This is a genomic window from Caballeronia sp. dw_19, assembly GCF_018449515.1.
Lineage (GTDB): Bacteria > Pseudomonadota > Gammaproteobacteria > Burkholderiales > Burkholderiaceae > Caballeronia.
Genome location: NZ_JAAVUQ010000028.1, coordinates 1 through 14,221, shown reverse-complemented (window position 1 = coordinate 14,221; position 14,221 = coordinate 1). Strand labels below are relative to the sequence as shown.

The 14,221-nt window shown below is 57.7% G+C and carries 9 protein-coding genes and 4 tRNA genes; all 13 read right to left on the bottom strand.

Annotation, left to right across the window (positions count from 1 at the left end; translation table 11 throughout):
- Nucleotides 1-172: 172 nt before the first annotated feature.
- The 13 genes from rpoC to HB376_RS28685 all read right to left on the bottom strand — a co-directional run bounded on the left by rpoC (nucleotide 173) and on the right by HB376_RS28685 (nucleotide 14,137).
- On the bottom strand, nucleotides 173-4,420 hold the full coding sequence (gene rpoC / locus HB376_RS28745; protein ID WP_213767101.1) for a DNA-directed RNA polymerase subunit beta': 4,248 nt from the start codon (nucleotides 4,418-4,420) through the stop codon (nucleotides 173-175).
- 21 nt (nucleotides 4,421-4,441) lie between these two features.
- On the bottom strand, nucleotides 4,442-8,548 hold the full coding sequence (rpoB, locus tag HB376_RS28740; RefSeq protein ID WP_165092722.1) for a DNA-directed RNA polymerase subunit beta: 4,107 nt from the start codon (nucleotides 8,546-8,548) through the stop codon (nucleotides 4,442-4,444).
- 367 nt (nucleotides 8,549-8,915) lie between these two features.
- Entirely contained in the window at nucleotides 8,916-9,284 is a 369-nt protein-coding gene (rplL, locus tag HB376_RS28735; protein WP_062092985.1) for a 50S ribosomal protein L7/L12, read from the bottom strand.
- Nucleotides 9,285-9,359: 75 nt separating this feature from the next.
- Entirely contained in the window at nucleotides 9,360-9,890 is a 531-nt protein-coding gene (rplJ, locus tag HB376_RS28730) for a 50S ribosomal protein L10 (RefSeq protein ID WP_213767100.1), read from the bottom strand.
- Between the two features lie 298 nt (nucleotides 9,891-10,188).
- The gene (rplA, locus tag HB376_RS28725; RefSeq protein ID WP_031361594.1) at nucleotides 10,189-10,884 is read right to left on the bottom strand and encodes a 50S ribosomal protein L1; all 696 of its coding nucleotides are present in this window, start codon (nucleotides 10,882-10,884) and stop codon (nucleotides 10,189-10,191) included.
- Complete coding sequence (gene rplK, locus HB376_RS28720; RefSeq protein WP_213767099.1) at nucleotides 10,885-11,316, bottom strand: 50S ribosomal protein L11; 432 nt, start codon at nucleotides 11,314-11,316, stop codon at nucleotides 10,885-10,887.
- A gap of 156 nt (nucleotides 11,317-11,472) precedes the next feature.
- Nucleotides 11,473-12,030 (bottom strand): transcription termination/antitermination protein NusG, encoded by a 558-nt coding sequence (gene nusG / locus HB376_RS28715; RefSeq protein ID WP_031361596.1) that lies wholly within the window; start codon nucleotides 12,028-12,030, stop codon nucleotides 11,473-11,475.
- Between the two features lies 1 nt (nucleotide 12,031).
- Nucleotides 12,032-12,412, bottom strand: a complete 381-nt coding sequence (gene secE, locus HB376_RS28710; protein ID WP_047845327.1) for a preprotein translocase subunit SecE — start codon at nucleotides 12,410-12,412, stop codon at nucleotides 12,032-12,034.
- A gap of 34 nt (nucleotides 12,413-12,446) precedes the next feature.
- A tRNA-Trp gene (locus HB376_RS28705) sits at nucleotides 12,447-12,522 on the bottom strand.
- 75 nt (nucleotides 12,523-12,597) lie between these two features.
- On the bottom strand, nucleotides 12,598-13,788 hold the full coding sequence (tuf, locus tag HB376_RS28700) for an elongation factor Tu (RefSeq protein ID WP_031361585.1): 1,191 nt from the start codon (nucleotides 13,786-13,788) through the stop codon (nucleotides 12,598-12,600).
- 65 nt (nucleotides 13,789-13,853) lie between these two features.
- Nucleotides 13,854-13,928: transfer RNA gene (locus HB376_RS28695), tRNA-Thr, on the bottom strand.
- Between the two features lie 12 nt (nucleotides 13,929-13,940).
- Nucleotides 13,941-14,014 (bottom strand) — tRNA-Gly (locus HB376_RS28690).
- A gap of 37 nt (nucleotides 14,015-14,051) precedes the next feature.
- Nucleotides 14,052-14,137: transfer RNA gene (locus tag HB376_RS28685), tRNA-Tyr, on the bottom strand.
- Nucleotides 14,138-14,221 lie beyond the last annotated feature (84 nt).

Sequence of the window (14,221 nt, the reverse complement as noted above, 5' to 3'; positions counted from 1 at the left end):
GAGCGTGAGTGCCCCGATTTTACCAACGACACGGCCCCAAGGCGGCGGCATGACTCAACGTTAGCCAATCGATAGAGCAAAAAAAAACCGCCCGGCATAAACCGGGCGGCTTCTTGTACAGGCAGATCAGTTGCTAAAGCCCGAACCTGTAAAAAGGCCCGAACTTCAGAACTTACTCCGCCGGATGCTGCTGTTCTGCAGGTGCGACAGGTGCGGCTTCGGGCGTGCCGAAATCGAACGATTCTTCCGCTGCAATCTGGTCGAAACGTTGACGATCCGACAACTCGCGGCTCTTGCGTGCCTTGTGGAACGCGAGACCTGTACCAGCCGGAATCAACCGGCCGACGATCACGTTTTCCTTCAGACCGCGCAAATCGTCGCGCTTGCCCATGATGGCCGCTTCGGTCAACACGCGCGTCGTTTCCTGGAACGAAGCTGCCGAGATGAACGAATCGGTCGAGAGCGATGCCTTCGTAATACCTAGCAGCACGTTCTCGTAGGTCGCCGGGATCTTGTCTTCGGCGGCCATCCGGTCGTTCTCATCCAGCATGTCCGAACGCTCAACCTGTTCGCCCATGATGAAACGCGTATCGCCGTTGTCGACGATCTGCACGCGGCGCAACATCTGACGCACGATCACTTCGATGTGCTTGTCGTTGATCTTCACGCCTTGCAGACGGTACACGTCCTGCACTTCGTCCACGATGTAGCGAGCCAGCGCTTCGATACCTTGCAAACGCAAGATGTCGTGCGGGTCAGCCGGGCCATCGACAATCATTTCGCCCTTGTTGACGACCTGACCATCATGCACCAGCACCTGCTTTTCCTTCGTGATCAGGAACTCATGCTGTTCCCCTTCCACGTCGGTAATAACGAGACGCTGCTTGCCCTTCGTGTCCTTACCAAAAGACGTCGTACCCGTGACTTCCGCCAAGATACCGGCGTCCTTCGGCGAGCGCGCTTCGAACAGTTCGGCCACACGCGGCAGACCACCGGTAATGTCACGCGTTTTCTGCGCTTCAACCGGGATACGTGCCAGCACTTCACCCACCTGCACTTGCTGACCATCCTTCACGGTGATCAGTGCGCCGACCTGGAAGCCGATCTGCACCGAATGCTCGGTGTTCGGGATCTTGACTTCTTCGCCTTGCGGATCGAGCAGCTTCACTTGCGGACGAACGCTCTTCGCCGCTTGCGAACCGCGACGCTTCACGTCGATCACGACGAGCGTTGAAAGCCCCGTCACATCGTCGATCTGCTTCGCAACCGTCACGCCTTCTTCGACGTTTTCGAACTTCACCGTACCGCCCCACTCGGTGATGATCGGACGCGTCAACGGATCCCATTGAGCCAGTTGCGCACCGGCCTTGATCTGCGCGCCGTCCAGTTGCAGCAACGTGGCGCCGTACGGGATTTTGTGACGTTCGCGCTCACGACCGAGGTCGTCGGCAATGATCGCCTCGCCCGAACGCGAGATGACGATCTGCTCGCCCTTCGCATTCGTGACGTAACGCATCGTTGCCGTGAAACGCACCGTGCCGTTCGACTTCGCTTCCACCGACGAAGCGATAGCCGCACGCGACGCCGCGCCACCGATGTGGAACGTACGCATGGTCAACTGCGTGCCCGGCTCACCAATCGACTGAGCAGCGATAACACCCACCGCTTCGCCCACATTCACGCGCGAGCCACGACCCAGGTCGCGGCCATAGCACGAAGCGCACAGGCCGTAACGCGTTTCGCAGGTCAACGGCGTACGCACGCGCACTTCGTCGATACCCAGGCGTTCGATTTCATCGACCATGTCTTCGTCGAGCAACGTACCCGATTCGTACAGCGTTTCCTGCGATTCCGGATTGACGACGTCCGCCACCGTCACGCGGCCGAGAATCCGGTCACGCAAGGCTTCGACAACTTCACCGCCTTCAACCAACGCCTTCATTGCCACGCCGTTCGTCGTGCCGCAATCGTCTTCGACCACGACCAGATCCTGCGTCACGTCAACGAGACGACGCGTCAGGTAACCCGAGTTCGCCGTCTTCAACGCCGTATCGGCCAGGCCTTTACGTGCACCGTGCGTCGAGATGAAGTACTGCAACACGTTCAGGCCTTCACGGAAGTTCGCCGTGATAGGCGTCTCGATGATCGAGCCATCCGGCTTCGCCATCAGGCCACGCATACCGGCCAGCTGACGAATCTGAACAGCGGATCCACGCGCGCCCGAGTCGGCCATCATGTAGATCGAGTTGAACGATTCCTGCTTCGTCTGATTACCGTCGCGGTCGACCACGGGTTCCGTAGCCAACTGCTCCATCATCGCCTTGCCGACCGCTTCCGACGTTGCCGACCAGATGTCGACCACGTTGTTGTAGCGCTCTTGCGAGGTGACGAGACCCGACATGTACTGACGGTCGTATTCCTTCACCTTCTTGGCTGCATCGCCGACGATCTGTTCTTTCTGCGGCGGCACGAGCATGTCGTCGACGCAAATCGAAATACCGGCGCGCGTAGCCAGACGGAAACCCATCTGCATCAGCTGGTCGGCGAAGATCACCGTTTCGCGCAGACCGCACTTGCGGAATGCCGTGTTGATCAGGCGCGAGATTTCCTTCTTCTTGAGCGGACGGTTCAGCACCGAGAACGGCAGTCCTGGCGGCAGAATTTCCGAAAGAATAGAACGGCCAACCGTGGTTGCGTACAGCGTGATCTTCGGCACGAACTTCGGTGCGCCTTCGCTTTGATCCGGGTTGTGAATGTTTTCCGTAATCCGGACATTCACCCGCGACGCCAGTTCGACTTCCTTGTTTTCGTACGCGCGAATCGCTTCCGACACGCCCGTGAACGTCATGCCTTCGCCCTTGCCGTTCACCGCTTCACGCGATGCGTAGTAAAGACCCAGCACAATATCCTGCGACGGCACGATCGACGGATCGCCGTTGGCCGGGAACAGGACGTTGTTCGACGCCAGCATCAGCGTGCGCGCTTCCATCTGCGCTTCCAGCGACAGCGGCACGTGAACGGCCATCTGGTCACCGTCGAAGTCGGCGTTGAACGCCGCGCAAACGAGCGGATGCAACTGGATAGCCTTACCTTCGATCAGCACCGGCTCGAAAGCCTGAATGCCAAGACGGTGAAGCGTAGGCGCGCGGTTCAACATCACCGGATGTTCGCGGATCACTTCTTCCAGAATGTCCCACACCACGGCTGTCTGGTTCTCGACTTCCTTCTTCGCGGCCTTGATGGTGGTAGCAACACCCATCACTTCCAGCTTGTTGAAGATGAAAGGCTTGAACAGTTCGAGCGCCATCAGCTTCGGCAGACCGCACTGATGCAGCTTGAGCGTCGGACCCACCACGATCACCGAACGACCCGAATAGTCAACGCGCTTACCGAGCAAGTTCTGACGGAAACGACCGCCCTTACCCTTGATCATGTCGGCGAGCGACTTCAGCGGACGCTTGTTCGCGCCGGTCATAGCCTTACCGCGACGACCGTTGTCGAGCAGCGAATCGACGGCTTCCTGCAGCATCCGCTTTTCGTTACGGACGATGATTTCAGGCGCCTTCAACTCGAGCAGACGCTTCAACCGGTTGTTACGGTTGATCACGCGGCGATACAAGTCGTTCAGGTCGGACGTAGCGAAACGGCCACCATCCAGCGGCACGAGCGGACGCAGTTCCGGCGGCAGCACCGGCAGCACTTCCAGCACCATCCAGTCCGGCTTGATGCCCGAACGCTGGAATGCCTCGAGCACTTTCAGGCGCTTCGCGTACTTCTTGATCTTCGCTTCCGAACCCGTGTTCTTGAGTTCGGTGCGCAGCACTTCGACCTGTTCGTCGATGTTGATCGCGCGCAGCAGTTCACGCACGCCTTCAGCGCCCATCTCGGCACGGAATTCGTCGCCGTATTCTTCGACCTTATTGTAGTAATCCTCTTCCGTCATGATCTGCCGCGCTTTCAGCGGCGTCATGCCTGGTTCGATCACCACGTACGCTTCGAAATACAGCACGCGTTCGATGTCGCGCAACGTCATGTCGAGCACCATGCCCAGACGCGACGGCAGCGACTTCAAAAACCAGATGTGCGCAACCGGTGAGGCCAGTTCAATGTGGCCCATCCGTTCGCGACGCACCTTGGCGAGCGTGACTTCAACGCCGCACTTTTCGCAGATCACGCCGCGGTGCTTCAGGCGCTTGTACTTGCCGCACAGGCACTCATAGTCCTTGATCGGGCCAAAGATCTTGGCGCAGAACAGGCCATCGCGTTCCGGCTTGAACGTCCGGTAGTTGATGGTTTCAGGCTTCTTCACTTCACCGAAGGACCACGAGCGGATCTTGTCCGGCGAGGCCAGACCGATCTTGATCGCGTCAAAAACTTCAGGTTGTTGGACTTGCTTGAATAGATCGAGCAGAGCTTTCATTGCGTCTCTCCAGTAGTCCGATTAGTTCCGGTCCAGGTCGATGTCGATACCGAGCGACCGGATTTCCTTCACCAACACATTGAACGACTCAGGCATGCCGGCGTCGATCACGTGGTCACCCTTGACCAGGTTTTCATACACCTTGGTACGACCCGCCACGTCATCCGACTTAACAGTCAGCATTTCTTGCAGCACATACGAAGCGCCATATGCTTCGAGCGCCCACACTTCCATCTCACCGAAACGCTGGCCACCGAACTGCGCCTTACCACCCAGCGGCTGCTGCGTGACGAGCGAGTACGGTCCGGTCGAACGGGCGTGCATCTTGTCGTCGACCAAGTGATGCAGTTTCAGGTAATGCATGTAGCCCACCGTGACCGTCCGTTCGAACGGTTCACCCGTGCGGCCGTCGCTCAACTGCACCTGATTCTTCGACTTCGTCATGCCCAACTGCTTCGCGATGTCGTCAGGGAATGCCAGATCCAGCGCACGTTCCATTTCGCCTTCCGTCGCGCCGTCGAACACCGGCGTTGCAAAAGGAACACCTTCGCGCAGGTTCTTCGCCAGTTCGACGATTTCGTCGTCGGTGAAGTTTTCCAGCTCTTCCTTACGGCCCGACTCGTTGTAGATCTTGGTCAGGAAAGCACGCAGCTCTTCAATCTTGGTCTGACGCTGCAGCATTTCGCCGATACGCCATCCCAGACCCTTCGCAGCCCAGCCCAGATGCACTTCGAGAATCTGACCCACGTTCATCCGCGACGGCACGCCGAGCGGGTTCAACACGACGTCAGCCGGACGGCCATCGGCCATGTACGGCATGTCTTCGATCGGCACGATCTTCGACACAACACCCTTGTTACCGTGACGGCCGGCCATCTTGTCGCCCGGTTGCAGACGACGCTTGACAGCCAGGTACACCTTGACCATCTTCAGCACGCCCGGCGGCAGTTCGTCGCCTTGCGTCAACTTCTTGCGCTTTTCTTCGAACGCCAGATCGAACTGATGACGCTTTTGTTCGATCGAATCCTTGATGGCTTCGAGCTGCGCCGCTGCTTCTTCGTCCGCGAGGCGGATGTCGAACCAGTGGTAGTGATCCAGATCTTCCAGGTACGGCAGGTCGATCTTCGTGCCCTTCGCCAGCTTTTTCGGACCGCCGTTCGCGACCTTGCCATTGAGCATACGGGCGAGACGCGAGAACGCGTCGCCTTCCACAATGCGCAGCTGGTCGTTCAAGTCCAGGCGATAACGCTTCAGTTCGTCATCAATAATCTGCTGTGCACGCTTGTCACGCGTAATGCCTTCGCGCGTGAACACTTGCACGTCGATCACCGTGCCGCTCATGCCCGACGGCACGCGCAGCGACGTATCCTTCACGTCCGACGCCTTCTCACCGAAAATTGCGCGCAGCAGCTTTTCTTCCGGCGTCAGCTGGGTTTCGCCCTTCGGCGTGACCTTGCCGACCAGCACGTCGCCCGCTTCCACTTCCGCGCCGATGTACACAATGCCCGACTCATCGAGACGGCCGAGTTGCACTTCAGCCAGGTTCGAGATGTCGCGCGTGATTTCTTCCGGTCCGAGCTTCGTGTCGCGCGCAACCACATTCAGTTCTTCGATGTGGATCGACGTGTAACGATCTTCAGCAACGACCTTCTCCGAGATCAAGATTGAATCTTCGAAGTTGTAGCCGTTCCACGGCATGAACGCGACGAGCATGTTCTGGCCGAGCGCGAGCTCGCCCAGATCGGTCGATGCGCCGTCGGCCACCACGTCGCCACGGCCGACCTTGTCGCCGACCTTTACGATCGGACGCTGGTTGATGTTCGTGTTCTGATTCGAACGCGTGTACTTGATCAGGTTGTAGATATCGACACCGACTTCGCCGGCAACCGCTTCGTCGTCGTTCACGCGAATCACGATACGGCCAGCATCGACGTAATCCACGATACCGCCGCGTTCCGCCTGAACCGTCGTACCCGAGTCGACCGCCACCGTACGTTCAATACCCGTACCGACCACAGCCTTTTCAGGACGCAGGCAAGGAACTGCCTGACGCTGCATGTTCGAGCCCATCAATGCGCGGTTCGCGTCATCGTGTTCAAGGAACGGAATCAGCGAAGCAGCCACGGACACGATCTGCGACGGCGCCACGTCCATGTACTGAATACGATCTGGCGTGACCATCAGCGTTTCGCCCGCTTCCCGCGACGAAACCAGTTCGTCGGTCAGCGTGCCGCCTTCGCCCAGCGACGCGTTCGCCTGAGCGATCACGTAGCGGCCTTCTTCAATCGCCGACAGATAGTCGATCTGATCCGTCACCTTGCTATCAACCACTTTCCGATACGGCGTCTCAAGGAAACCGTATTCGTTCAAGTGCGCGTACAGCGCCAGCGAGTTGATCAGCCCGATGTTCGGACCTTCCGGCGTTTCAATCGGGCACACACGGCCGTAGTGAGTCGGATGCACGTCGCGGACTTCAAAGCCTGCGCGTTCACGCGTCAAACCGCCCGGTCCAAGAGCCGATACACGGCGCTTGTGGGTGATTTCCGACAACGGATTCGTCTGGTCCATAAACTGCGACAACTGCGACGAACCGAAGAACTCACGAATAGCGGATGAAATCGGCTTCGAGTTGATCAGGTCGTGCGGCATCAGGTTTTCGCTTTCAGCCTGACCCAGACGTTCCTTCACAGCCCGTTCCACGCGCACGAGGCCCGCGCGGAACTGGTTCTCAGCCAACTCACCTACGCAACGCACACGGCGATTGCCCAGGTGATCGATGTCATCGACTTCGCCCTTGCCGTTACGCAGCTCGACCAAAATCTTGATGGTCGCGAGGATGTCGTCGTCTTCCAACGTCATCTTGCCGACGATCTCGTCGCGGCCCACGCGGCGATTGAACTTCATACGACCCACCTTCGACAGGTCGTATGCGTCTTCGCTGTAGAACAGACGGTTGAACAACGCTTCGACGGCTTCTTCCGTCGGCGGTTCGCCCGGGCGCATCATGCGATAAATCGCGATACGTGCAGCCATGCGGTCAGCAGTTTCATCGATACGCAGCGTCGACGAAATGTACGGACCTTGATCCAGATCATTCGTGTAGAGCGTCTGGATGTCCTTGACCTTCGACTCGCGCAGCTTCTCGAGCACCATTTCGGTGATCTCGTCGTTGGCGTTCGCGATCACTTCGCCCGTTTCGCCGTCGACCACATTCTTTGCCAGCACGCGGCCGAGCAAATAGTCTTCCGGTACCGAAATGAACTTCGTCTTCGCAGCTTCGAGGTCACGAATGTGCTTCGCGTTGATCCGCTTGTCCTTCTGAACGATGACGGCGCCTTCGCGATCCTGGATGTCAAAGCGCGCGACTTCACCGCGCAGACGCTCCGGCACGAATTCCATTTGCGCGCCTTCGCCCATCAAGGCGAAGTTGTCGAATACGAAGAAGTTCGCGAGGATCTGTTCCGGCGTCAGGCCAATGGCCTTCAGCAGGATAGTCACAGGCATTTTCCGGCGACGGTCGACGCGGAAATACAGCACGTCCTTCGGATCGAATTCGAAGTCGAGCCATGAACCACGGTAAGGGATGATACGAGCCGAGAAAAGCAGCTTGCCCGAGCTGTGCGTCTTGCCCTTGTCGTGCTCGAAGAACACGCCAGGCGAACGGTGCAGCTGGGACACGATCACACGTTCCGTACCGTTGATGACGAACGAACCGGTCGGCGTCATGAGCGGCATTTCGCCCATGTAGACTTCCTGCTCCTTCACTTCCTTGACGACCGGCTTGCTCGGCGATTCCTTGTCGAGCAACACCAGACGCACCTTGGCGCGCAAGGCGGAACAGTACGTCAGGCCACGCTGCTGGCATTCCTTGATGTTGAACGCCGGCGGCGAGAGCATGTAGCTCACGAATTCGAGACGCGCAAAGCCGTTGTGCGAAACGATCGGGAAGACCGATGAAAAAGCTGCTTGCAGTCCTTCTGCCTTGCGCTGAGTCCCGATGGTCTCGGCTTGCAGAAATGTGCTGAATGATTCAAGCTGGGTTGCCAGCAAGAAGGGAACCTGGTGAACGATGGGGCGTTTCGCGAAACTCTTGCGAATACGCTTCTTCTCGGTGAAGGAATATTGCATACGATCTCCGAATCACGGCGGGCGTTGCCGAGGCGGGATACCTCGATGACACGACCCGGTGTTCACCGACTGAGACTCGTCATACGCCCAGGGAGGGGCGAACGAGCCTAGAAGCTTGGTGGTTGGCCGCTACCAACCGCTGGCTGACGGCAGCGGATGCCTATGTTTCCCGCTACCCGACCAAACTTGCCTTCTGCAGTCGCTTCAGAAGACAAAGAAAAGAATCGGCAAAATTGTCCAGCCGATGTTTTTCTTTGGCTTCTATGAGGTTCTTGTTGCCGAAACCGGCGACTCAAAACATTGTTCCCACAAAGCAGAAAAAGGCCGGCGGTCATAGACCGCCAGCCTTAGCAGAGCGCCGCGAAACTTACTTGATTTCAGCCTTCGCGCCTGCTTCTTCCAACTTCTTCTTCGCTTCTTCAGCAGCAGCCTTCGGTACCGATTCCTTAACAGGCTTCGGTGCACCGTCAACCAGGTCCTTCGCTTCCTTCAGGCCGAGACCCGTCAGTTCGCGAACAGCCTTAATCACCGACACCTTGTTTGCGCCGATTTCGACCAGGTTCACCGTGAACTCGGTCTGCTCTTCAACAACAGCAGCGGCACCAGCGGGGCCAGCAACTGCAACTGCTGCAGCCGACACGCCAAACTTCTCTTCGAACGCCTTGACCAGCTCGTTCAATTCCAGAACCGACATCGAGCTTACTGCTTCGAGGATGTCATCTTTTGCGATTGCCATTTGAAATACTCCTAAATTGAATTCGGATACAGCCAGCGATCTTGTAAGCCTAACCAGGCAACCAAGCGCAGTACGTTACGCAGCAACTTCCGGCTCAGCTTCAGCCGGAGCTTCAGCGCCGCCACCCTTTTGCGCAGCGAGCGCGGCCAGAGCGCGCGCGAAGCCGGCAACAGGAGCTTGCATGACGTACAACAACTTGGAGAGCAGTTCTTCGCGGCTCGGGATGTTGGCGAGTGCTTGCACAGCCGCCTTGTCCATCACGTTGCCTTCGTAGGAACCGGCCTTGATGATCAACTTGTCATTGGTTTTGCCGAAGTCGTTAACAACCTTGGCAGCAGCAATTGCATCTTCCGAGATGCCGTAGATCAAAGGACCAGTCATCTGCTCGGCCAGCGCAGCGAACGGCGTACCTTCCACGGCGCGGCGCGCCAACGTGTTTTTCAACACGCGGAGATACACTTGTTGCTCGCGAGCCTTTGCGCGCAGCTTGGTCAGATCGCCAACCGCAATTCCACGATACTCAGCGAGCACCATCGTCTGAGCCTTCGCAACTTGCGCGGCGACTTCAGCGACAACTGCCTGCTTGTCTTCTTTGTTCAGTGGCACGGTTAAACCTCCAGATTCGATGCGCCAACTTAGCGCACCGCGTTCAACAACGGCGTCCGACCTGTCAGGAGTATTTCGACCGGCTAGTGCGCATCTCACGACACGCGACAACCGACTTCAACCACACCAAAACTGTTACGGGTTCGCCATCTGCGTTGGCTTGCATTAAGGTCACGCCCAACTGCTGCGCTTCCGCCAACGGTCTTTGACAACCGGTTGCTCGCCAACTTCAGCTTGCAACCGCCCAAAGCCCTTAACGCAGGTTCACGCGAGATCGCGTCAACCTGCGCATGATTCTTTACTGCGAGAGCGTCGAGTGATCTACGCGCACGCCGACACCCATGGTGCTCGACAATGCGATCTTGCGCAGATACACGCCCTTGCTGGTCGCCGGCTTGGCCTTTTGAAGGGCTTCCACCAGTGCCGACAGATTCTTACGCAACGACGCCGGCTCAAACGAAGCACGGCCGATGGTTGCGTGGATGATCCCGCCCTTGTCGACGCGGAACTGCACCTGACCAGCTTTTGCGTTGCGAACAGCTTGAGCAACGTCAGCGGTAACCGTACCGACCTTCGGATTCGGCATCAGGCCGCGCGGGCCGAGGATCTGACCAAGCGTACCGACAACGCGCATTGTGTCCGGCGAAGCGATCACAACGTCGAAGTTCAGGTTACCGGCCTTGACTTGTTCAGCCAGGTCTTCCATACCGACGATTTCTGCGCCGGCTGCACGAGCCTGCTCAGCCTTTTCGCCTTGCGCAAACACAGCAACGCGAACCGACTTGCCGGTACCTGCGGGCAACACCACCGAACCACGAACCACTTGGTCCGACTTCTTCGCGTCGATGCCGAGCTGCACAGCCACGTCGATCGATTCGTCGAACTTCGCGCTTGCGCATTCCTTGACCAGCGAAAGAGCGTCGTCAACGGGATACAACTTCATACGATCGACCTTGGAGGCGAACGCTTTAAGGCGCTTAGAAAGCTTAGCCATTTACAAGCCCTCCACGGTGATGCCCATCGAACGGGCGCTGCCCGCGATCGTACGAACTGCTGCGTCCAGATTCGCTGCCGTCAGGTCAGGCAACTTGGTCTTGGCGATTTCTTCAGCTTGAGCGCGCGTGATATTGCCGACCTTGTCAGCATTCGGCTTCGGCGAACCCTTCTGAATACCTGCTGCCTTCTTGATCAGAACGGTAGCCGGCGGCGTCTTCATGATGAACGTGAAGCTCTTGTCCGCGAATGCCGTAATAACCACCGGCACCGGCAGACCCGGCTCCATCGCTTGAGTCTGCGCGTTAAACGCCTTGCAGAACTCCATGATGTTCAGGCCGCGCTGGCCCAGTGCCGGACCAACCGGCGGTGACGGATTGGCTTTACCTGCAGGAATCTGCAGTTTGATAAAGCCGATGATTTTCTTTGCCATGTTGAAAACCTCTGCAGAACGCGTTAGCGTTCGGTGAGTGATAACGCGCGCTCGCCAAAAACGGCTACTGGCGCTCCTCAACAGCCATAACGCGGACTGTAAGCGCGAACCGCGCTACGAAGTTGACACTTCGAGCGCGGCAAAAAACGAATGCTTTTAAACCTTCTCGACTTGGCCGAATTCCAGTTCAACCGGGGTCGAGCGTCCAAAAATGGTGACCGATACACGAACGCGCGATTTCTCGTAGTTCACTTCCTCAACGTTGCCGTTGAAGTCGGTGAACGGACCGTCCTTGACCCGAACCATTTCGCCCACCTCGAAGAGCGTCTTCGGACGCGGTTTTTCCACGCCTTCTTGCATCTGCGACATGATCTTTTCCACTTCACGCGGAGAGATCGGGCTCGGACGATTACGCGCCCCGCCAACAAAACCCGTCACCTTGGCAGTATTTTTTACCAGGTGCCACGTTTCGTCCGTCATTTCCATTTCGACGAGCACATAGCCCGGAAAGAAACGACGTTCTGTTACAGACTTGTGGCCGCCCTTCACTTCCACGACTTCTTCGGTCGGGACGAGAATTTGACCAAACTGATCCTGCATGCCGGCACGGTCGATGCGCTCCTGAAGCGCACGTTGCACGCTCTTCTCCATACCGGAGTAGGCGTGCACGACATACCAACGTTTTCCGCTCGGTGATGCTGGTGCTTCGCTCATATCATCTCCAACCCAGAATTACCGAGAATATCACCCACTCGATCGACTTATCGCTAAGCCACAAGAAGATCGCCATGATCAGCACAAATGCGAAGACCACCAGCGTGGTTTGCGTGGCTTCCTTACGTGTCGGCCACACCACCTTGCGGACTTCTTTGTACGAATCTTTGGCAAAGGCGATAAAACCCTTTCCCGGTGCGGAGAGAAGACCGACCGCAACACCCGCGATCAAGCCGACAGCCAGCGCGGCGCCGCGAACGTACCACTCCTGGCCACTTAGCCAGAAGAAACCTACGAACCCGGCCAAGACCAACAATACGCCCGCGGTCAACATCAACTTGTCGCCGGAAGTATTTACAGTTTCGACGGAAGGATTCGCCATAACACCTTAAGCAGCGCCCGGAGACGCAAGATTGTGGCAGGGGCAGAGGGAATCGAACCCCCAACCTTCGGTTTTGGAGACCGACGCTCTGCCAGTTGAGCTATACCCCTAAACCATTTTGGGGTCGGCGATTTCGCCAACCCCGAAAACTACAGACTATCGAGCAATTTCTGGCTTTGCTCGATTTACGCGAGAACCTTGGCGACGACACCAGCGCCGACGGTACGACCGCCTTCACGGATAGCGAAGCGCAGACCTTCTTCCATCGCGATCGGAGCGATCAGCTTCACCGTGATCGACACGTTGTCGCCCGGCATGACCATTTCCTTGTCCTTCGGCAACTCGATCGAACCCGTTACGTCCGTGGTACGGAAGTAGAACTGCGGACGATAGTTGTTGAAGAACGGTGTGTGACGACCGCCTTCGTCCTTGCTCAACACATACACTTCAGCCGTGAAGTGCGTGTGCGGCGTGATCGAACCCGGCTTGGCCAACACCTGGCCACGTTCCACGTCTTCACGCTTCGTGCCGCGCAACAGAATACCCACGTTGTCGCCCGCTTGACCTTGGTCCAGGAGCTTCCGGAACATTTCCACGCCCGTGCACGTCGTCTTCACCGTCGGCTTGATGCCGATGATTTCGATTTCTTCGCCGACCTTAACCACGCCGCGCTCGATACGACCCGTCACCACCGTGCCGCGACCCGAGATCGAGAACACGTCTTCCACCGGCATCAGGAACGAACCGTCGATGGCGCGCTCCGGCGTCGGGATGTACGTGTCCAGTGCGTCGGCCAGGTTCATGATCGCCACTTCGCCCAGCTCGCCCGTGTCGCCTTCCAGCGCCAGTTTGGCCGAACCCTTGATGATCGGCGTCTCGTCGCCCGGGAAGTCATACTTCACCAGAAGCTCACGCACTTCCATTTCAACGAGTTCCAGCAACTCGGCGTCGTCCACCATGTCGCACTTGTTCAGGAACACGATGATGTACGGCACGCCAACCTGGCGAGCCAACAGAATGTGCTCACGCGTTTGCGGCATCGGGCCGTCTGCAGCCGAACACACCAGGATTGCGCCGTCCATCTGCGCTGCACCCGTAATCATGTTCTTCACATAGTCGGCGTGTCCCGGGCAGTCAACGTGCGCGTAGTGACGCGCTGCCGTTTCGTACTCGACGTGTGCCGTGTTGATCGTAATACCACGTGCCTTTTCTTCCGGCGCTGCATCGATCTGGTCATACGCCTTCGCTTCGCCGCCAAACTTCTTCGACAACACCGTCGCGATTGCTGCCGTCAGCGTGGTCTTGCCATGGTCGACGTGACCAATCGTGCCTACGTTGACGTGCGGCTTGGTCCGTTCGAATTTACCTTTTGCCATTTTCGACTCCTAACAGGAATTTTTCCGTACCTTGCGCCGCGCGCAAACGTGTGGACTAGTGTTGCTGGTGCCCATGAGCAGGATCGAACTGCTGACCTCTCCCTTACCAAGGGAGTGCTCTACCACTGAGCCACATGGGCAGACCTTGATGCTGGAGCGGGTGAAGGGAATCGAACCCTCGTCATAAGCTTGGAAGGCTTCTGCTCTACCATTGAGCTACACCCGCTTGGGTCTAACGATTCCCGACGCTTGCTACATTATTCTGGTGGAGGAGGCTGGATTCGAACCAGCGTAGGCGTAAGCCAACAGATTTACAGTCTGCCCCCTTTAGCCACTCGGGCACCCCTCCGCAGAGAACTGACGATTATGGGGGAACATCGCTGCTGTGTCAAGCTTTCAGCGAGCCCACCGTAATCGATGCCTCTCACTTATA